Origin of the sequence: Stenotrophomonas sp. Sm2128, from assembly GCF_030985535.1 — a bacterium.
Lineage (GTDB): Bacteria > Pseudomonadota > Gammaproteobacteria > Xanthomonadales > Xanthomonadaceae > Stenotrophomonas > Stenotrophomonas maltophilia.
Window position 1 is genome coordinate 65,132 of record NZ_JAPTFQ010000009.1, and the last position, 19,574, is coordinate 84,705.

The window sequence follows — 19,574 nt, forward strand, 5'->3', positions numbered from 1 at the left end:
AAAAGGGAAACGGGGCGGCAATCGCCGCCCCGTCGCGTCCATCAGCGCAACCCGGTCTCGTTGCGCGCGATCACCAGGCGCTGGATCTCCGAGGTGCCCTCGTAGATCTCGGTGATCTTGGCATCACGGAAGTAACGCTCCAGCGGCATCTCCTTCGAGTACCCCATGCCGCCGTGGATCTGCACCGCCTGGTGCGTGATCCACATCGCTGCTTCCGAAGCGGTCAGTTTGGCCACCGCTGCTTCGGTGCTGAAACGCTTGCCCTGGCCCTTCACCCACGCGGCACGCAGGGTCAGCAGCAGCGCTGCGTCCAGCTTGCACTTCATGTCGGCGATCTTGGCCTGGGTCATCTGGAAGGTGCCGATGGCCGCGCCGAAGGCCTTTCGCTCCTTCACGTACTCCAGGGTCGCCTCATAGGCGGCGCGGGCGATGCCGATGGCCTGCGAGGCGATGCCGATGCGGCCGGCATCGAGCACGCTCATGGCGATCTTGAAGCCCTCGCCTTCCTGGCCCAGCACGTCTTCGGCCTGCGCCACGTAATCGTTGAACTCGATCTCGCAGGTGGCCGAAGCGCGGATGCCCAGCTTCGGCTCGGTCTTGCCGCGACCGAAGCCCGCCTTTTCGGTATCGATGAGGAAGGCGGTGATGCCGCGCGCGCCCTTGTCCGGCTCGCTCATCGCGAACAGCACGATGTACCTGGCCACCGGGCCGGAGGTGATCCAGCTCTTCTTGCCGTTGATGACGAAGGTGCCGTCGGCCTGCTTCACCGCGCGGCAGCGCATGGCGGTGGCATCGGAGCCGGACTGCGGCTCGGTCAGCGCGAACGCGCCGATGGCCTCGCCCTCGGCGATGGCACGCACGTAGGTCTGCTTCTGCTGCTCGGTACCGTGGGTGAGGATGCCGTTGCAGAACAGCGAGTTGTTGACCGACATGATGGTCGAATGGGCTGCGTCGGCGGCGGCGACCTCCACCATCGCCAGCACGTACGCAACCGGGTCCATGCCCGCGCCACCGTATTCGGTCGGCACTTCGATGCCCATCAGGCCGTTCTCGCCCAGCAGGCGGATGTTGTCGAGCGGGAACTCGCCGGTACGGTCATGGTGCTCCGCGCTCGGGGCGATCTTCTCCTGCGCGATGCGCCGCGCAACGTCCTGCAGCATCAACTGCTCTTCGGTAAAGCTGAAATCCACAACACCCTCCCGGGTACATGAAGTTATGGGCTACATACGGCGCGCCCAGGTGCCCCGATTGTACCGGGGCCCGGCTGTTTCCGTACGCTGGCGACTTGACCGCGACGGGCCCTTTCAGCGAATATATCTCTATATCGCGATAGGTAGATATTTATGGATCTTGAAGACTGGTCGACCCGCCTGAAGGTGTTCGCCGATGCGACCCGCGTGCGCCTGCTGGCGCTGCTGGAGCAGGAGGAACTGACCGTGGCCGAACTGTCGGCGATCACCCGGCTGGCACAGCCACGCGTGTCCACCCACCTGGCGCGCCTGAAGGAAGCCGGCCTGGTCCGCGACCGCCGTGCCGGCGTATCGGCCTATTACCGCTTCGACGAGGCCCAGCTGGACCCGGCGCAGCGTGCATTGTGGCATGCCTTGAGCAACGGAAGCGATGACCCGCTGCTGCGCCAGGACGCTGAACGCGTCGCTGCCGTGCTGGCCCACCGCGCCTCCGACCAGAACTGGGCCGACAGCGTGGCCGGCGACATGGAACGCCACTACTCCCCGGGGCGCACCTGGGAAGCCCTCGCCCGCACCGCGCTGCCGCTGCTGGAGACCGGCGACGTGCTGGACATCGCCTCTGGTGACGGCGTGCTGGCCGAACTGGTGGCCCCGCATGCCAAGCGCTACATCTGCATCGACACCAGCGCGCGCGTGGTCGCCGCCGCCAGCGAGCGCCTGCGCCGTCTGCCCAACGTGGAAGTGCGCGAGGGCGACATGCATGCGCTGCCCTTCAAGGACAACAGTTTCGATCTGGTAGTGCTGATGCACGCGCTGACCTACGCCAGCAAGCCGGCGCAGGCGGTGACCGAAGGCGCGCGCGTGCTGCGCCCGGGCGGGCGCCTGCTGCTGTGCAGCCTGGCCCGCCATGAACACAAGGCCGCGGTGGAGGCCTACGGCCACGTCAACCTCGGCTTCAGCGACAAGGAGCTGCGCAGGTTCGTCGACAAGGCCGGCCTGCAGGTATCCAGCCTGGAGACGGTCACCCGCGAGAAGCGTCCGCCGCACTTCGAAGTGATTTCGCTGATCGCCCACAAACCCTGAGCCCGAGAACGCCATGCCTGCCCTGCCCTGGTTGCATCCTGAGCGTGCCAACGCCCTGCTCGACGCCCTGCGCGAGCGGATCCTGATCATCGACGGTGCGATGGGCACGATGATCCAGCGCCACGGCCTGCAGGAAGACGATTACCGTGGCGAACGCTTCGCCGGCGGTTACGATCACAGCCATGGCCCCGGCTGCGACCACGGCACGCCGGAGGGCCATGACCTGAAGGGCAACAACGATCTGCTGCTGCTGACCCGGCCGCAGATCGTCGCAGACATCCACACCGCCTACCTGGAAGCGGGCGCGGACCTGGTCGAGACCAACACCTTCAACGCCACTTCGGTCAGCCAGGCCGACTACCACCTCGAACACCTGGTGTACGAGTTGAACAAGGCCGGCGCTGCGGTCGCGCGCACCTGTTGTGACGCCGTGGCCGCAACCACCCCGGGGAAGCCGCGCTTCGTGATCGGGGTGGTCGGCCCGACCAGCCGCACCGCCTCGATCAGCCCGGACGTGAACGATCCGGGCTTCCGCAACACCAGCTTCGACGAACTGCGCGACACCTACCGCGAAGCCATCGAGGGCCTGATCGACGGCGGCGCCGACACCATCATGGTCGAGACCATCTTCGACACGCTCAACGCCAAGGCCGCGCTGTATGCGCTGGAGGAAGCGTTCGATGCGCGCGGCGCGCGGTTGCCGGTGATGATCTCCGGCACCATCACCGACGCTTCCGGTCGCACCCTGTCCGGGCAGACTGCGGAAGCCTTCCATGCCTCGCTGGCGCATGCTCGGCCGCTGTCGATCGGGCTGAACTGCGCGCTGGGCGCCGATGCGATGCGACCGCACGTGGAAACCCTTGCACAGGTCGCCGACTGCTACGTCAGCGCACACCCCAATGCCGGTCTGCCCAATGCCTTCGGCGAGTACGACGAGACGCCGGAGGACATGGCCAGCACCCTGCGAGGCTTCGCCGAAGATGGCCTGCTGAACCTGGTCGGCGGCTGCTGCGGCTCCACGCCCGACCATATCCGCGCCATTGCCGCGGCTGTGGCCGGGCTGCCGCCGCGCGCACTGCCCGGCACCCGGGAGCAGGCCGCATGAATGTCGCCGCCACCGTTCCGCACTTCCCGCCCTATTGCTGCTGAGCCGACGCCTGCCATGACGCCTGTCCGCCCTACCCGCCTGTCCGGCCTGGAACCCCTGGTCATCACCCCGGACCTGCTGTTCATCAACGTCGGCGAACGCACCAACGTGACCGGCAGTGCGCAGTTCCGCAAGCTGATCAAGGAAGGCCGCTACGAAGAAGCCGTGGACGTGGCCCGCCAGCAGGTGGCGAGCGGCGCGCAGATCCTCGACGTCAACATCGACGAGGGCCTGATCGATTCGGAAGCGGCGATGACCCGCTACCTCAACCTGATCATGTCCGAGCCGGACATCGCCCGCATCCCGGTGATGGTCGACTCCTCCAAGTGGAGCGTGATCGAGGCCGGCCTGAAGTGCCTGCAGGGCAAGAGCGTGGTCAACTCGATCTCGCTGAAGGAAGGCGAGGCGCTTTTCCGCGAACACGCGCGCAAGGTCCTGCGCTATGGCGCCGCCGCGGTGGTCATGGCCTTCGATGAAAGCGGGCAGGCCGATACGTGTGCGCGCAAGGTCGAGATCTGTACCCGCGCCTACCGCATCCTGGTCGACGAGATCGGCTTCCCGCCGCAGGACATCATCTTCGACCCGAACATCTTCGCCGTCGCCACCGGCATCGAAGAACATGACAACTATGCGGTGGACTTCATCGAAGCCACCCGCATCATCAAGCAGACGCTGCCGCACTGCCACGTCTCCGGTGGTGTCTCCAACGTCTCGTTCTCGTTCCGCGGCAACGAAACGGTGCGCCAGGCCATCCATTCGGTGTTCCTGTACCACGCCATCGCCGCCGGCATGGACATGGGTATCGTCAATGCCGGTGCCATGCCGATCTACGATGAGCTGGAGCCGGAGCTGCGTGAGCGCGTGGAGGATGTGATCCTCAACCGCCGCAGCGATGCCACCGAACGCCTGCTGGAGATCGCCGAGCGCTACAAGGGCAGGAAGGGCGCGGCGAAGACCGAAGACCTGGCATGGCGCGACAAGCCGGTGGCGCAGCGCCTGGCGCATGCGCTGGTACACGGCCTGGATGCCTTCGTGGAAGAAGACACCGAACTGGCTCGACAGGCCTCCAGCCGCCCGCTGGACGTGATCGAAGGCCCGCTGATGGACGGCATGAACATCGTCGGTGACCTGTTCGGCGCAGGCAAGATGTTCCTGCCGCAGGTGGTGAAATCCGCGCGTGTGATGAAGAAGGCCGTGGCCTACCTGCTGCCGTACATCGAGGCGGAGAAGGCGCGCAGCGGCGACACTGCCAAGAGCAACGGCAAGATCATCATGGCCACGGTGAAGGGCGATGTGCATGACATCGGCAAGAACATCGTCGGCGTGGTCCTGGCCTGCAACAACTTCGAGGTGGTCGACCTTGGCGTGATGGTGCCGGCGCAGAAGATCCTCGATGCCGCGCGCGAGCACAACGCCGACCTGATCGGCCTGTCCGGTCTGATCACTCCCTCGCTGGAGGAGATGAGCCACGTCGCCCGCGAGATGGAGCGCCAGGGTTTCAATCTGCCGCTGCTGATCGGCGGCGCCACCACCTCGCGCGCGCACACCGCGTTGAAGATCGACCCGCACTACAAAGCGCCTACGGTGTGGGTGAAGGACGCCTCGCGCGCGGTCGGCGTGGCCCAGTCGCTGATCTCGCGCGACCTGCGCGAAGCCTTCGTTGCCGCCAACGAGGCCGACTATGCCGAGATCCGGGCACGGCACCGCAATCGTGGCGATGCCAAGCGCCTGGTGTCGCTGGAACATGCACGCGGGCAGAAGTTCCAGGGCGACTGGGGGAACTACACGCCGCCCGCACCGAAGCAGCCGGGCCTGCACGTCTTCGATGACTATCCGCTGGCCGAGCTGGTCGAGTACATCGACTGGACGCCGTTCTTCCAGGCCTGGGAGCTTGCCGGCAAGTTCCCGGCGATCCTCACCGACGAGATCGTCGGCAGCCAGGCCAGCGAGCTGTACCGCGATGCCCGCGCGATGCTCGACCGCATCGTCGGCGAGAAGTGGCTGACCGCCAAGGCCGTGTTCGGCCTGTGGCCGGCCAACAGCGTCGGCGACGACGTGCGCGTGCAGCACCCACAGGGCGAGACCACCCTGCACTTCCTGCGCCAGCAGGTGGACAAGCCGGCCGAGCGCCCGGATTTCTGCCTGGCCGATTTCATCGCGCCGACCGACAGCGGCAGGCAGGACTGGATCGGCGCGTTCGCGGTCACTGCCGGCATCGGCATCGATGCCCACGTGGCGCGCTTCGAAGCCGAGCATGACGACTACAACGCGATCCTGCTGAAGGCCCTGGCCGACCGCTTCGCCGAAGCCCTGGCCGAGCGCCTGCATCAGCGTGTACGCACGGAATTCTGGGGTTATGACCAGGCCGAGACGCTGGACAACGACGCCCTGATCGATGAGCAGTACCGTGGCATCCGCCCCGCTCCCGGCTATCCGGCGTGCCCCGAGCACAGCGAGAAGCGGCGCCTGTTCGATCTGCTGCGGGCCGAGGCCAACGCCGGCATGGAACTGACCGAGAGCTTTGCGATGCTTCCGACCGCCGCGGTATCGGGCTACTACTTCAGCCATCCGCAAAGCCAGTACTTCGTGGTCGGGCGCCTCAGCCGCGAGCAGGTCACCGACTACGCCCGGCGCAAGGGCGTGGAGCGCGCCCAGGCCGAGCGCTGGCTGGCCTCCAACCTCGACTACGATCCCGAATGACCCGAAAAGGGGACGGAGGGGATTAAGTCGTTTGTGCCTCAAACGACTTAATCCCCTCCGTCCCCTTTTTGCTTCATCATTCCGCGATGACCGTTCCCGTTGCCCGTCTTTCCAGCTTTTACCTGTTCTATTACGCGGCGCTGGGCGCGTTCACTCCGTACTGGAGCCTGTTTTTGACCGCGCGCGGCATGAGCGTGACCGCCATCAGCGTGATGATGGGGCTGTGGTATGCCACACGCGTGGTTGCACCCAGTGCCTGGACCTCGCTGGCAGCCACCTCACCGCGGCCGATCCGACTGTTGCGCATCGGCTGCGTGCTGACCCTGATCAGCTTCGCCGCATTCCTGCTGCCTCTGCCGCAGCCGTGGATGTATCCGGCGATGATCGTGTTCTGCTTCTTCTACAACGCGGTGATGCCGCAGTTCGAGTCGATCACCCTCACCCATCTCGGCAGCGACAGCCATCGCTACGGCCTGATCCGGGTCTGGGGTTCGCTTGGGTTCATCGCCATCGTCACCCTGTTCGGCTGGCTGATCGAAGGTGACGGCACCGCCGGCCGCGCCGGGCTGCTGCCCTGGATGATGCTGCCGCTGTTCGTCCTGCTGGTCGCCTCGGCCTTCAGCAACCACTACGCACGCGACATCGGCAGGACCGGCGGCGATGCCAGCGGCTTCTGGCAGATCGTGCGCCGCCCGCCGGTGCTGGCGTTCTTCCTGGCCGCTTTCATGGAGCAGCTCTCGTTCGGCCCGTACTACACCTTCTTCTCGGTCTACATGGACCACCACGGCTATCGCACATCCACGCTCGGCCTGCTCTGGACCATCGGCGTGGTGTTCGAAGTGGGCGTGTTCTTCACCATCGGCCGCTTCTTCCGCCGCTATGACGCCAGCTGGATGCTGCTGATCGCGCTGGTCAGTTCCTGCCTGCGCTGGGCCGTGACCGCACTGTTCCCGGAAAACCTGCCGGTGATGCTGCTGGCGCAGACCGCGCACGCGCTGGGCTTTGCCGCGTTCTTCGCCGCGGCGATGCAGATGCTGGCGATCTACTTCCCCGGACGCCTCAATGGCCATGGCCAGGGCCTGCTGTACGGTTTCTCGTCCGGTGTCGGCGGCGTGCTGGGCGCGCTCATCGCCGGCCAACTGTGGAAGATCGACGAGGGACGCACGGCCTTCCTCGCCGGTAGCGGATTCGCTCTGGTCGGCGCACTGCTGTGCTTCTTCGCGCTGAGCCTGCCGTTGATCCGTGCACGCCGCAGCACTGCGCGCGTCCGGTAACGAAAACGCCGGGCAATGCCCGGCGTTTTCATCGTGCAGCAGGTGCAGTTACCAGACCAGGTCGTCCGGTACCTGGTACTGCGGGTCTGCGTAGGGATCTTCCTCGGCCGGCGCGTTCGGGTCGACCTTCAGTGCCACCGATGCGGCAAACACCGCTTCGGACTGTGCCAGCACTTCGGCGGTCACCAGCAGGTAACGGCCATTGAGCTGGACCACGCCCAGCTCACCGGCATTGAGCGCGGTCAGCTGTTCGGCGGTCACGTAGATGCGCTTGATCTTGCCGCCATACGGGAAGTGGCGAGCGATATCAGCCGCCTCGGAGTTCAGGCCCTTGTCCTTCAGCAGTTCTTCCAGCTTGGCCTTCGCCTCGCGGCGCACGCGTGCTTCTTCCTGCTTCAGGCGCTCGGTCTCGATGCGCTCTTCCTTCTCACGCTGCGCACGGATGGCATAGGCCTTGGCCAGATCCATCTCTTCGGCGCTGCGCGGCTTGCGCGGGCCCTGCTGGCCCGGGCCACGCGACTGGCCGGGCCTGCCCGGGCCACCGTGGCCATGCCCGCGACGCTCGCCGGGCTTGTGCTCGCCCTTGCCAGCGCCCTGCGGCTTTCCATTGCCGTTGCCACCCTTGCCCTGCGGGCGGCCATCACGGCGGGGGCCATCATTCTTGCGCTCGGGCTTGGGCGCGGGCTTGAAGCCCAGGCCCATCAGCTGGTCGCGGAGGGTATCGCTCATAGGATTCGGATCAGTAGTGCGGCGGCGGTGGTTCGCTCGCCGGATCGGAAGAATTCAGTGCGTTGCGGACCTTGCCCAGGTCCTCCAGCAGCACACGCAGCACGTCGGCGTTGCGCATGCCCTGCATGCGGGCATCGGCCAGCGCATCGCTCAATTCGGCAAGCGCCTGTTCCTGGAAGGACACGCGCATTTCCAGTTCGACCAGGCGCGCTTCCAGCGCCTGCTCGCGTTCGGTCGGCAGCAGGTCAGACATGCAGCGAACGCCCCCGGCCAATGCCGTAGTACGCCAGGCCGGCAGCTTCCACTTCGGCAGGATCGTACAGATTGCGCCCATCGAACACCGCCGCGTCCTTCAGCTGCTCGCGCAGCTTCTGGAAGTCGGGGCTGCGGAACTGCTTCCACTCGGTGACCACCACCAGCGCGTCGGCCCCTTCGAGGGCCTCATCAGCACTGCTGCAGAACACCAGGTCATCGCGCTCGCCGAAGATGCGCTGCGATTCATGCATCGCTTCCGGGTCGTAGGCACGCACCGTGGCACCGCCCTCCCACAGCTGCGCCAGCAGGCGACGGCTGGAGGCTTCACGCATGTCGTCGGTGTTCGGCTTGAAGGCCAGGCCCCACACGGCAAAGGTCCTGCCGCGCACGCCTTCGTCCTCGCCCTTGTCGTAATGACGCTGGATGAGGGCGAACAGGTGGCCCTTCTGCGCATCGTTGACCGCTTCCACCGCGTTCAGCAGCTTCGGCTCAAGACCGTGCTGCTGGGCGGTGCGGGCCAGCGCCTGCACGTCCTTGGGGAAGCAGGAGCCACCGTAGCCGGCGCCCGGGTAGATGAAGTGCCAGCCGATGCGCGGGTCCGAGCCGATGCCCTGGCGGACCTGCTCGACGTCGGCACCGACGCGCTCGGCGATGTTCGCGATTTCGTTCATGAACGAAATCTTGGTCGCCAGCATCGCGTTCGCCGCGTACTTGGTCAGCTCGGCCGAGCGCACGTCCATTTCCACCACGCGGTCGTGGTTGCGGTTGAACGGCGCATACAGACGACGCATCACCGCGACCGACTCCTCGCTGGTCGCACCAATGATGATGCGGTCCGGGCGCATGCAGTCGGCGACCGCGTCGCCTTCCTTCAGGAATTCCGGGTTGGACACCACGTCAAAGGTGATGTCCGCGCCACGCGCGGCAAGTTCTTCAGCAATGGCCGCACGCACCTTGTCGGCGGTGCCCACCGGCACCGTCGACTTGTTGACCACCACGGTCGGCACGCTCATGTGCTGGCCGATGGTGCGGGCCACGGCCAGCACGTACTGCAGATCAGCGCTGCCATCCTCGTCCGGCGGCGTGCCGACGGCGATGAACACGACCTGGCCGTGGCCGATCGCGGCTGCGGCATCGGTGGTGAATGCCAGCCGCGACGCGGCGTGGTTGGCCTTCACCATCGGCTCCAGGCCGGGCTCATAGATCGGGATGATGCCCTGGTTGAGGCCATCCACCTTGGCCTGGTCGATATCGACGCAGACCACCTGATGACCGACATCGGCCAGGCAGGTACCGGTCACCAGACCTACATAACCGGTACCGAAAATCGCAACGCGCATGTCCGTGCAGGCTCCGTGGTGGCTTACGGCAGGACGCCCAGCAGCTCGACGTCGAACGTCAGAGTCGCGTTCGGGCCGATCGGGCCACCCGGCGTACCGTTCTCGCCATAAGCCAGATTGCCCGGGATCCAGAAGCGGTACTTCGAACCGACCGGCATCAGCGCAACGCCCTCGGTCCAGCCCTTGATCACCTGGTCCAGGCCGAACTCGGCCGGCTGACGACCATAGGAGCTGTCGAACACGGTGCCGTTGAGCAGCTTGCCTTCATAGTTCACGCGCACCTTGCTGCTCGGCAGCGGGCGCTCGCCGCTGCCCGGGCGGATGACCTGGTACTGCAGGCCCGAGGCCGTCGTCACGACGCCCGGCTGGGTCTTGTTCTTGGCCAGGAAGGCATTGCCTTCTTCGCGGTTGGTCTGCGCAGCAGCGGCAGCCTTGGCCTGCATTTCAGCCTGCTTGCTGCCCATGAAGGCCTGGATGGTGGCGGTCGCGTCAGCTTCCGTCATCTTCGGCTGGCCCTTGGTCAGGCCGGTGCTGATCGCGTCAAACAGCGAGGCAACATCGATGTCGTCCTTCAGCTGCGCCAGCGACGGGCCCACAGAGTAGGAACCGATCATCTGCGACACCTTGACGCGGTCGACCTTCGGCGGCTGCGAACCCGGCGCCATGCCCGGCACCTGCTGGCCGCTGCGGGCCATCACGACCTGGCGCAGGGCCGCGTCGGTGGCCTTGGCCTGTTCCTGGGTGATCTGCGGCTGCAGGCCTTCGAACGAACGCTCCACGGCGGTGCGCAGCGCGGCCACGTCGATCTCATCGGCGATCGGGGTGAACGACTTGGCCACGTCCAGGCCGATGGCGTAGCCGAGCTTCTGCTTGGGGGAATTCAAGGTTGCGGTCTCCTTGGCGGCTGCGGGGGCAGCCGATTGTTGCGACAGAGCGACACCTGAAGTGCCCATCGCCAGAATCAGAACCGACGCCGCGGCGCCGCGCATTCCCATCTTCATTCGCTGCATTCCTGGAAGTGTCTGGGCGCCGACGTCGGCGCGAAAAGAAGCATTGTCGCACGCATGCCGTCGATGTCGAGGCATCCGTGCCGCATATCAATGCGTGGCGGCTGCCGCCAGCGCCTTGTCGATGGCGGCGGTCAGCTGCGGATCGTCCGGCGTCACCTTGCTGGCGAACTGGGCGATGACCTTGCCATCGCGGCCCACCAGGTACTTGTGGAAGTTCCAGCCCGGCGCCACGCCGGTGGCCGCGGTCAGCCGCTGGTACAGCGGCGTGGCCTCTGCGCCGACGACGTGCACCTTCTCGAACATCGGGAACTTGACGCCGTAGGTGAGCGTGCAGAAATCCTGGATCTGCTTCTCGTCACCCGGCTCCTGGCCCTTGAAATCGTTGGACGGGAAACCGAGCACGGCGAAGCCACGGCCGGCATAGCGCTTCTGCAGCGCCTCCAGGCCTTCGTACTGAGGGGTATAGCCGCACTTGCTTGCGGTATTGACCACCAGCAGCACCTGCCCGTGGTAGCGCTGCTGCAGGTTGACCTGCTGCTTGCTGGCCAGCGGGCGGTAGTCGAGGTCGAGAAGATCGGCCGCCAGCACGTGGGTGGAACCGGCCAGGCCGGCTACCAGCAGGGTCAGCAGGGACAGGCCGCGCAGGCGGCGCGGCATAACGGTCGGCAAGGGCATCGAGAGCAGTCCGCGGTGGCCATTCACAGGGCCGGCCGGTAGCGGCCGGAGTCGGCCGAACTATAGCACCGGGCCCCGTTCCCCCTTGTTGCAAGGGGCGCCTGTGGCTTTGCGCGGCGTGGCGCTTTCCTGCACGACCCGCCAGCAACGGCGCAGTAATGACATAGCATGGACAACACTGAATGGAAGGCGGGCCTGGGTCGGCCCTCGCCAGAACCTGATTTCCCTTCCGAATCAATCGGATAAACGGATATTTCAGCAATTTGACCACCCCTGCCATCAGTTGGGGACGGCAAGGGGTTGCACGTAGGCGTGCCGGTGTTATAGTTGCATACAACACCAGTCACCTGAGACAGGGGGAAGCCATGAACGCCCGGATCCGTCGCAACCTCACCGCACCCGCGGCCGCTGCTGTTTCGACCCTGATCGTGCTGGCCTGGCTGGCCACGCCCACCGCCCCCGCCTCGCCCGACAGTGCGCAGGATGCAATCGCTACACCGGCCGGGAACGCCGATTCCTCCCCCCCTCCCCCGCGTCGGCTGCACAGCTCCCTGTCCATGCCGTATTTCTCGTTCGCCCAGCCGCTGACCCCACGGAGCTGAATATGAGCGACATCCAGTGGAGCGACGGCGCTCCCATCTACCGTCAGTTGAAGGAGCGCGTGATCGCCATGATGCTCGACGGAATCCTCAAGCCGGGCGATGCCCTGCCTTCGGTGCGCCAGGTGGCCGCCGATTACCAACTGAACCCCATCACCGTTTCGCGCGCTTACCAGGAACTGGCCGACGAAGGCCTGGTCGAAAAGCGCCGCGGGCTGGGCATGTTCATGACCGAGCAGGCCGCCACGCAGCTGCGCAGCAGCGAGCGCGAGCGCTTCCTCAATGAAGAATGGCCGGCCGTGCTGGAGCGCATCCAGCGCTTGGGCCTGAGCCTCGACGAATTGCTGCCCCAGGGGAAAGTCTGATGAATAGCACCGCAAGCGAACCGGTCATCACCGCCCGCGGCCTGCGCAAGGCCTACAAGTCCACCGTTGCCCTCGACAGTGCCAGCTTCAGCATTCCGAGCGGGCGCATCGTCGGCCTGATCGGTCCCAATGGCGCCGGCAAGACCACCGCGCTGAAGGCCATTCTTGGCCTCACCTCGGTGGAAGGTGAGTTGAGCGTGCTCGGGCGCGACCCGCGGCTGCACCGCGACGAACTGATGAACGACATCTGCTTCATCGCCGACGTCGCCGTGCTGCCGCGCTGGCTGAAGGTGCGCGAAGCCATCGATTTCGTCGCCGGCGTGCATCCGCGCTTCGACCGCGCCCGCTGCGAGCGCTTCCTGGCCAACACCAAGCTGCAGCCGAAGCAGCGCGTGCGCGAGCTGTCCAAGGGCATGATCGTGCAGCTGCACCTGGCGCTGGTGATGGCCATCGATGCCCGCATCCTGGTACTGGACGAGCCCACCCTGGGCCTGGACATCCTGTACCGCAAGGAGTTCTACCAGCGCCTGCTGGAAGACTACTTCGACGAGCAGAAGACCATCATCGTCACCACCCACCAGGTGGAAGAGATCGAGCACATCCTCAGCGACGTCATGTTCATCCGTGATGGCCGAATCGTGCTCGATGCGGAAATGGACGAGGTCGGCCAGCGTTACACGGAACTGCTGGTCAACGCCGACCAGCTGGAGACCGCGCGCGCCCTGAAGCCGATCGACGAACGCAGCCTGGCGTTCGGCAAGACCGTGATGCTGTTCGACGGCGTACCGCGCGCCCAGCTTTCCACCCTTGGCGAGACCCGCAGCCCGGGCCTGGCCGACCTGTTCGTCGCCGTCATGAAGGGGACCTACGCATGAATGCCGTCAACCATCCCGTCAGCCCCCTCGGCACGCTGCGCTGGCTGCTCAAGCGCGAGTACTGGGAAAACCGCGGCGGTTTCCTGTATGCCCCGCTGATCGCCGGCCTGATCTCGCTGGTGATGAGCACCGTCGGCATCGCCTTCGGCCTGTTCGCGCTGAACCGCGCGGCGCGCAACGGTGCGCTGCATGTCGATGGCGAGAGCGTGAACGTCAATGGCCTGGACCTGGCGCTGCTCACCCGCAACATCGACGGCAAGGACCTTGCCGACCTCGGTAACGGCCTTGACCTGACCCTGGTGCTCAGCTCGGCATGGCCGTTCCTGGTGCTGGCCTTCGTGGTGTTCTTCTATTGCCTCGGCGCCCTGTACGACGACCGCCGCGACCGCAGCATCCTGTTCTGGAAGTCGTTGCCGCTGTCGGATACCCAGACCGTGCTGTCCAAGGTCATCAGCGCACTGGTCGTGGCACCGCTGATCGCGGTGATTGCCGGCATCATCACCATGTTCGGCTTCATGCTGATCATCAGCATCGTCGCGCTGATGCACGGTGGCAGCCCGATGGCGCTGATCTGGGGGCCCGCCAGCCCGTTGACCCTGGCCGCTGGCCACCTGAGCTGGATTCCGGTCTACGCGCTTTGGGCCCTGCCCACTGCAGGGTGGCTGCTGCTGTGCTCGGCCTGGGCCAAGAGCAAGCCGTTCCTGTGGGCGGTGATGCTGCCACTGTTTGCCGGCGTCATCGTCAGCACCACCAAGATCATGCCGCTGTTCGGCCTGACCACCGGCTGGTTCTGGCAGAACATCGTCGGCCGCCTGCTGCTGGGCGGCGTGCCCGGCATGGACCTGCTGTACCGCCTCGGCGCAGGTGAAGGTTCGCGCCGCGACCTGGATTCGGTGGTCAGCCTGATGTCCCCCGCCTCGCAGCTGAAGTCGCTGGCGATGCCGGAGCTGTGGATCGGTGCGGCCGTCGGGGCACTGTTCATCTTCCTCGCCATCCGCCTGCGCAAGCGCGCCGGCGAGATCTGATTCCATCCACCCGGAGGCACCACCCATGCGTTCTCTGCTCGCCTGTTCTGCGTTGTTGCTGTTGCCGTTGTCGGCGCTGGCCGCCGATGCTCCGAACTGCAAGTTCACTGCCGCCCGCGCACTGAAGCTGGACGTGGCCGGTGCCAGGACGGTGGTGTTCGAGGTCAACCAGCATGACCTGAAGGTGGTCGCCAGCGCTGGCGGCGGCCAGCTGGACGGCCGCGCCTGCGCGTCCAGCCAGGAATGGCTGGACCAGCTGGTACTGGACCAGCGCAAGGTGGGCGACAAGCTGGTGGTGAGCCTGCGCCGCGACGGCCGCCAAAGCGGCATCAGCCTGGGCAACAGCTACGCCTGGCTGGATATCCGTGGCAGCGTGCCGGACAACCTGCCGCTGCAGTTCAAGGTCGGCTCGGGTGACGCCAGCGTGGAGAACGCACAGTCGCTCAGCGTGGACGTCGGCTCCGGTGACGCGGTGGCCCGCGGTACCCGTGGCAGCATCCACGCTGCAGTGGGTTCCGGCGACCTCAACATCGATGGCGGCAGTTCGCTGAATCTGCTGTCGCTGGGTTCGGGCGACGTCAATGCCCGCAACATCGGCGGCGATGCCATCACCGGCACTGTCGGTTCGGGTGACCTGAAGATCACCGATGTGCGTGGCAACGCACGCCTGGATACGGTCGGCTCCGGCGACATCGAGTTCAAGCGCGTGCAGGGCAGCGTCGAAGTCGGCGTGGTCGGCTCCGGTGGCATCGATCTGGCCGATATCGGCGGCAACGTGCATGTGCGCAGCCACGGCTCGGGCGACATCCAGGTGGACGGCGTACGCGGCAGCCTGACCGTCGATCACAGCGGCAGCGGCGATATCGAACACCGCAACGTCAGCGGCCGGGTCACCCTGCCGCGCAGCAAGTAATCCTCTTCCACACACGTCCAGGGGAACATCATGAACCTGTTGCGCCTGCTGCCCGCCACCCTGCTGTGCCTGCCGCTGATCGCCTGTGGTGGCACGTCCTCCGCCCCCGACAAGAGCGTCGGCAAGAGCGTCGCCGAAGCCACCAGCGGCGTCGGCCAGACCGTCAAGGAAGCCATGGACGATGCCCGCAAGGACATCGCCCAGGGCAACATCAAGATCTCGGCCGACAAGCAGCCGCGTGCGGAGATCACGCCGGATGGCCGCCTGCTGATCGCCGGCAAGGAGGTCGCCGCCAACGACGTCCAGCGCCGCCACCTGCAGGAGTACCGCGGTCACGTGGTCGCCGTTGCGATGGCGAGCATGGATGTCGGGCTGGCCGGCGGCAAGCTCGGCGCCAACGCCGCCGGTGAAGCGCTGAAGGGCATCTTCAGCGGCGACAGCGAAGGGGTGGAGAAGCGCATCAACGCCGAAGCCGCCAAGATCGAGGCCCAGGCCAAGCGCATCTGCGATCGCCTGCCGGCGATGCTGGCCAGCCAGCAGGCACTGGCGCGCGAGCTGCCGGCATTCAAGCCCTACGCGACGATGGACCAGAGCGACGTGGACGACTGCGGCAAGGACAACTCGGTCACGTTCTCCAACTGAGACAAATCGACGCACCCGACCGGCTGCGGCCTTCCGTTGCCGGTCGGGCACTGTCGGCGGGCTTACAATGGGGGCCCCGGATGCCCCCGAACCGAACGCCATGAAGAAGTTGTTCCTGCTGCTGGCCACCCTGCTCTGCCTGGGCCTGGTCGGCTGCGACAAGGATTACCGCAATCACCGCGCCGAGCGCGGCAAGCCCAAGATTTCCGTCAGCGAAGGCATGGTGACCGTGCGCCGCCCGCCGGCACCGAACATCATCATCCTCGGCGACGGCACGATGAAGGTGGACGAGATCCAGATTCCGCTGGACGACGGGCAGAAGCAGATGCTGCAGACGATGTTCGGCAAGCTGCAGGTGCTGCGCCAGAACACGCTGGTGGCCGCACCGGCCGATCCGAACATGCAGCCGGTGAAGATCCAGCCGCCGGAGGGCATGGAGGTGATCCCGGCCGACCTGATCCAGCGCATCCCCGAGTTCAAGGATTACACCGACACCTTCGGCAACATCGTCGCCGACCGTCGCTGAAGAAAAACGCCGCCCGAGGGCGGCGTTCTTCGTTTCCGTAGAGTCGAGCCATGCCCGACTCCGGAACAACCGTCGAGCGTGGCTCGACTCTGCAACCGGCAGATCACCCCCCGGCGCCACCACCGCCAGCCTGGATGCCACCAGCAGTCAGCGCAGTCGGGTCCAGCAGGCGACGCAGCTCGGCCTCGTCAAGCCCGCTGTCTTCCAGCGCCACGTCCAGCACCGGGCGCTGTTCCTTGTAGGCACGCTTGGCAATCGCCGCTGCCTTCTCGTAGCCGATGATCGGGTTCAGCGCGGTGACCAGGATCGGGTTGCGCGCCAGCGCCTCGGCCACGCGGTCCTCGCGCACCTTCAGCCCTGCGATCGCGCTGTCGGCCAGCAGCCTGGACACATTGGCCAGCAGGCCGATGCCATCGAGCAGGTTCACCGCGATCAACGGCAGGGTGACGTTGAGCTGGAAGTTGCCGGTCTGCCCGGCCACGGTGATCGCGGTGTGGTGGCCGATCACCTGCGCGCAGGCCATCACCGTGGCTTCCGGAATGACCGGGTTGACCTTGCCCGGCATGATCGAGCTGCCCGGCTGCAGTGCCGGCAGTTCGATCTCGCCCAGCCCGGCCAGCGGACCGGCGTTCATCCAGCGCAGGTCATTGGCGATCTTGATCAGTGCCACGGCCAGCGCATTGAGCTGGCCGGACAGTTCCACCGCATCGTCGTGAGCGGCCAGGCCTTCGAACTTGTTCTCGGCGCTGTCGAACTTGAAACCGGTCTGCTGCTTCAGCGCCTTGGCCACCTGCGCGCCGAAGCGCGGGTCGGCGTTGATGCCGGTACCGATGGCGGTGCCGCCCAGCGGCAACCGGCGCACGCGCTTGAGGCTGTCTTCGATACGCTCCTGCGCCGAGGCCAGCTGCGCCGACCACGCACCGAATTCCTGCTCGAAGGTGAGCGGCATCGCGTCCATCAGGTGGGTACGGCCGGTCTTGACCACCTTGCGCAGGCTGCGGCCCTTCTTGTCCAGGGTCCTGCGCAGGTGCACCAGCGCCGGCAGCAGCTGCTCATGCGTCGCCAGCACCGCCGACACGCGCAACGCGGTTGGAATCACGTCGTTGGAACTCTGCCCCTGGTTGACGTGGTCGTTGGGGTGCACCGCCGTCTTGCCCGCCTTGCCGGCACGGTTGGCCAGGGTGGCGATGACCTCATTGGCATTCATGTTCGACGACGTGCCCGAACCCGTCTGGTAGACATCGATCGGGAACTGCGCGTCCCAGTTGCCGGCGGCCACTTCGGCGGCAGCGGTCTGGATGGCCTTGGCCACGTTCTTCGGCAGGTGGCCCAGCTCCGCGTTGACGCCCGCGGCGGCGCCCTTGACCAGGCCCAGGGCACGGATGAAACCGCGCGGCATGCGCTGGCCCGAGACCGGGAAATTCTGCACGGCGCGCTGGGTCTGGGCGCCCCACAGGGCATCCGCAGGCACCTGCAGCTCGCCCATGCTGTCGTGTTCGATTCTGAAACCCTTGCTTGCAGCTTTGCTCATTGCATCAACTCCGCACTACTTCAGTTGGGGAAAGGGAAGCGGCGGCTGGCAGGGTGTCGCTTCCCGGGCTGGCGGCTGCGGCCACAATACTCCCTTGCCCGCAGCATGGGATGACGAGGGCGGGCCAGATCGTTCCACCTGCACGGCCGTTCTGCGCGCGCAAGGGTAGTGCCGGCACGTCGTAGAATATGGCCCCCGCCGCTCGCCCCAGCCCTGCCGACATGTCCGATTCCGCCCTGCTCGCCCTGTCCCCGCTCGATGGCCGCTATGCCAGCAAGGTCGACGCCCTGCGCCCGATCTTCTCTGAGTACGGCCTGATCAAGGCCCGCATCACGGTCGAAGTGGAATGGCTGCTGGCCCTGGCCGCCGAGCCGGGCATCGTCGAGCTGGCGCCGTTCTCCGACGCCGCCGTCGCCCGCCTGCGCGCCCTGGCCGCCCGCTTCAGCCCGGCCCAGGCCGCGCGCGTGAAGGAGATCGAGCGCACCACCAACCATGACGTCAAGGCGGTGGAGTACTTCATCAAGGAACAGCTGAAGGACGACGCCGAGCTGGCCCCGGCGCTGGAATTCGTGCATTTCGCCTGCACCAGCGAAGACATCAACAACCTCAGCTATGGCCTGATGCTGGAACAGGCCCGCCGCGAGGTGCTGCTGCCGACCCTGGACGGCATCGCCACCGCACTGCGCACCCTGGCCCATGCCCAGGCCGGCCAGCCGATGCTGTCGCGCACCCATGGCCAGACCGCCTCGCCGACCACCCTGGGCAAGGAACTGGCCAACGTGGTCGCCCGCCTGGAGCGCCAGCGCAAGCAGATCGCCGCCGTCGAACTGACCGGCAAGATCAACGGCGCGGTGGGCAACTACAACGCCCACATCGCCAGCTACCCGGACGTGGACTGGCCGGCCTTCGCCGAGCGCTTCGTGACCGGCCTGGGCCTGGTGTTCAACCCGTACACCACGCAGATCGAGCCGCACGACAACATCGCCGAGATCGGCGATGCCGCGCGTCGCGCCAACATCATCCTGATCGACCTGGCCCGTGACATCTGGGGCTACGTTTCGCTGGGCTACTTCAAGCAGCGCCTGAAGGAAGGCGAAGTCGGCTCGTCGACGATGCCGCACAAGGTCAACCCGATCGACTTCGAGAATGCGGAAGGCAATTTCGGCATCGCCAACGCGCTGTTCGAGCACTTCAGCGCGAAGCTGCCGATCAGCCGCTGGCAGCGTGACCTGACCGACTCCACCGTGCTGCGTGCGCTGGGCACCGCGTTCGGCCACAGCCAGGTGGCGCTGGATTCGCTGGCCAAGGGCCTGGGCAAGCTGGAAGTGAACCCGCAGCGCCTGGATGCCGATCTGGACGCGGCCTGGGAAGTGCTGGCCGAAGCCGTGCAGACGGTAATGCGCCGCCATGGCCTGCCGAATCCGTACGAGCAGCTGAAGGCGCTGACCCGCGGCCAGGGCATCACCGCCGAGTCGATGCGTGCGTTCGTGCAGGGGCTGGAGCTGCCGGCGGATGCGAAGCAGCGCCTGCTGGAGATGACCCCGGGCAGCTACACCGGCCTGGCCGAGTCGCTGGCGAAGAAGATCTAAGGGTTTTCCTTTGCGGCGGCGGCCGCGGGCGCTGCCTGCGGCAGGCAACGGCAACATCAACGTCAAGAGCGGCTCTGGGTTATTGCCTCGCTTGGCGGGGCGGGTT

The 19,574-nt window shown here is 66.2% G+C and carries 19 protein-coding genes; 12 read left to right on the forward strand and 7 right to left on the reverse strand.

The annotated features are described in order from the left end of the window. Positions 1–41: 41 nt before the first annotated feature. Positions 42–1,190, reverse strand: a complete 1,149-nt coding sequence (locus O0K41_RS04660) for an acyl-CoA dehydrogenase family protein (protein WP_123958812.1) — start codon at positions 1,188–1,190, stop codon at positions 42–44. A 153-nt stretch (positions 1,191–1,343) separates the two neighbouring features. Between O0K41_RS04660 and O0K41_RS04665 the strand changes: the two genes are divergently transcribed. The 4 genes from O0K41_RS04665 to O0K41_RS04680 all read left to right on the forward strand — a co-directional run bounded on the left by O0K41_RS04665 (position 1,344) and on the right by O0K41_RS04680 (position 7,394). Beyond that, entirely contained in the window at positions 1,344–2,273 is a 930-nt protein-coding gene (locus O0K41_RS04665; RefSeq protein ID WP_005410251.1) for a metalloregulator ArsR/SmtB family transcription factor, read from the forward strand. A 13-nt stretch (positions 2,274–2,286) separates the two neighbouring features. Then, positions 2,287–3,378: a homocysteine S-methyltransferase family protein gene (locus tag O0K41_RS04670; protein ID WP_033835833.1), complete on the forward strand. Its 1,092-nt coding sequence runs from the start codon at positions 2,287–2,289 to the stop codon at positions 3,376–3,378. A 57-nt stretch (positions 3,379–3,435) separates the two neighbouring features. Beyond that, a complete protein-coding gene (gene metH, locus O0K41_RS04675) occupies positions 3,436–6,120 on the forward strand; it encodes a methionine synthase (protein WP_197592282.1) in 2,685 nt (894 codons plus the stop codon). Between the two features lie 86 nt (positions 6,121–6,206). Beyond that, positions 6,207–7,394: an MFS transporter gene (locus O0K41_RS04680; RefSeq protein WP_033833946.1), complete on the forward strand. Its 1,188-nt coding sequence runs from the start codon at positions 6,207–6,209 to the stop codon at positions 7,392–7,394. Positions 7,395–7,442: 48 nt separating this feature from the next. Here O0K41_RS04680 and O0K41_RS04685 read toward each other — a convergent pair whose 3' ends face one another. The 5 genes from O0K41_RS04685 to O0K41_RS04705 all read right to left on the reverse strand — a co-directional run bounded on the left by O0K41_RS04685 (position 7,443) and on the right by O0K41_RS04705 (position 11,403). Beyond that, positions 7,443–8,123 (reverse strand): DUF2058 family protein, encoded by a 681-nt coding sequence (locus tag O0K41_RS04685; protein ID WP_005410255.1) that lies wholly within the window; start codon positions 8,121–8,123, stop codon positions 7,443–7,445. A gap of 10 nt (positions 8,124–8,133) precedes the next feature. Continuing rightward, positions 8,134–8,376, reverse strand: coding sequence for a SlyX family protein (locus O0K41_RS04690; protein ID WP_005410256.1), 243 nt, complete (start codon positions 8,374–8,376; stop codon positions 8,134–8,136). Next, positions 8,369–9,718, reverse strand: coding sequence for a UDP-glucose/GDP-mannose dehydrogenase family protein (locus tag O0K41_RS04695; protein ID WP_088431482.1), 1,350 nt, complete (start codon positions 9,716–9,718; stop codon positions 8,369–8,371). Before O0K41_RS04695 ends, O0K41_RS04690 begins: the two co-directional genes overlap by 8 nt. A gap of 23 nt (positions 9,719–9,741) precedes the next feature. Continuing rightward, positions 9,742–10,719, reverse strand: a complete 978-nt coding sequence (locus O0K41_RS04700) for an FKBP-type peptidyl-prolyl cis-trans isomerase (protein WP_005413927.1) — start codon at positions 10,717–10,719, stop codon at positions 9,742–9,744. A 96-nt stretch (positions 10,720–10,815) separates the two neighbouring features. Then, positions 10,816–11,403, reverse strand: a complete 588-nt coding sequence (locus O0K41_RS04705; protein WP_164222178.1) for a glutathione peroxidase — start codon at positions 11,401–11,403, stop codon at positions 10,816–10,818. A gap of 365 nt (positions 11,404–11,768) precedes the next feature. On the opposite strand from O0K41_RS04705, the gene O0K41_RS04710 reads away from it, so the two are divergent. The 7 genes from O0K41_RS04710 to O0K41_RS04740 all read left to right on the forward strand — a co-directional run bounded on the left by O0K41_RS04710 (position 11,769) and on the right by O0K41_RS04740 (position 16,348). After that, complete coding sequence (locus tag O0K41_RS04710) at positions 11,769–12,005, forward strand: hypothetical protein (protein WP_005410260.1); 237 nt, start codon at positions 11,769–11,771, stop codon at positions 12,003–12,005. A 2-nt stretch (positions 12,006–12,007) separates the two neighbouring features. Then, positions 12,008–12,367, forward strand: a complete 360-nt coding sequence (locus O0K41_RS04715) for a GntR family transcriptional regulator (RefSeq protein WP_005410261.1) — start codon at positions 12,008–12,010, stop codon at positions 12,365–12,367. Beyond that, positions 12,367–13,242, forward strand: coding sequence for an ABC transporter ATP-binding protein (locus O0K41_RS04720; protein WP_005410262.1), 876 nt, complete (start codon positions 12,367–12,369; stop codon positions 13,240–13,242). The genes O0K41_RS04715 and O0K41_RS04720 overlap by 1 nt, the downstream gene beginning before the upstream one ends. Then, entirely contained in the window at positions 13,239–14,267 is a 1,029-nt protein-coding gene (locus O0K41_RS04725; protein WP_005410263.1) for an ABC-2 transporter permease, read from the forward strand. Before O0K41_RS04720 ends, O0K41_RS04725 begins: the two co-directional genes overlap by 4 nt. Positions 14,268–14,292: 25 nt before the next feature. Continuing rightward, positions 14,293–15,180, forward strand: a complete 888-nt coding sequence (locus tag O0K41_RS04730) for a DUF4097 family beta strand repeat-containing protein (protein ID WP_088436560.1) — start codon at positions 14,293–14,295, stop codon at positions 15,178–15,180. Between the two features lie 30 nt (positions 15,181–15,210). Then, positions 15,211–15,822 carry a YggN family protein gene (locus tag O0K41_RS04735; protein WP_164222176.1) on the forward strand — a complete coding sequence of 204 codons (612 nt, stop codon included), beginning with the start codon at positions 15,211–15,213 and terminating at the stop codon, positions 15,820–15,822. 100 nt (positions 15,823–15,922) lie between these two features. Next, on the forward strand, positions 15,923–16,348 hold the full coding sequence (locus O0K41_RS04740; protein ID WP_005413932.1) for a hypothetical protein: 426 nt from the start codon (positions 15,923–15,925) through the stop codon (positions 16,346–16,348). Between the two features lie 103 nt (positions 16,349–16,451). Here the strand turns inward: O0K41_RS04740 and O0K41_RS04745 are convergent, their stop codons facing one another. Then, positions 16,452–17,879 carry a class II fumarate hydratase gene (locus O0K41_RS04745; RefSeq protein ID WP_164222174.1) on the reverse strand — a complete coding sequence of 476 codons (1,428 nt, stop codon included), beginning with the start codon at positions 17,877–17,879 and terminating at the stop codon, positions 16,452–16,454. Between the two features lie 221 nt (positions 17,880–18,100). Between O0K41_RS04745 and purB the strand changes: the two genes are divergently transcribed. After that, on the forward strand, positions 18,101–19,468 hold the full coding sequence (purB, locus tag O0K41_RS04750; protein WP_108270230.1) for an adenylosuccinate lyase: 1,368 nt from the start codon (positions 18,101–18,103) through the stop codon (positions 19,466–19,468). Positions 19,469–19,574: the final 106 nt, after the last annotated feature.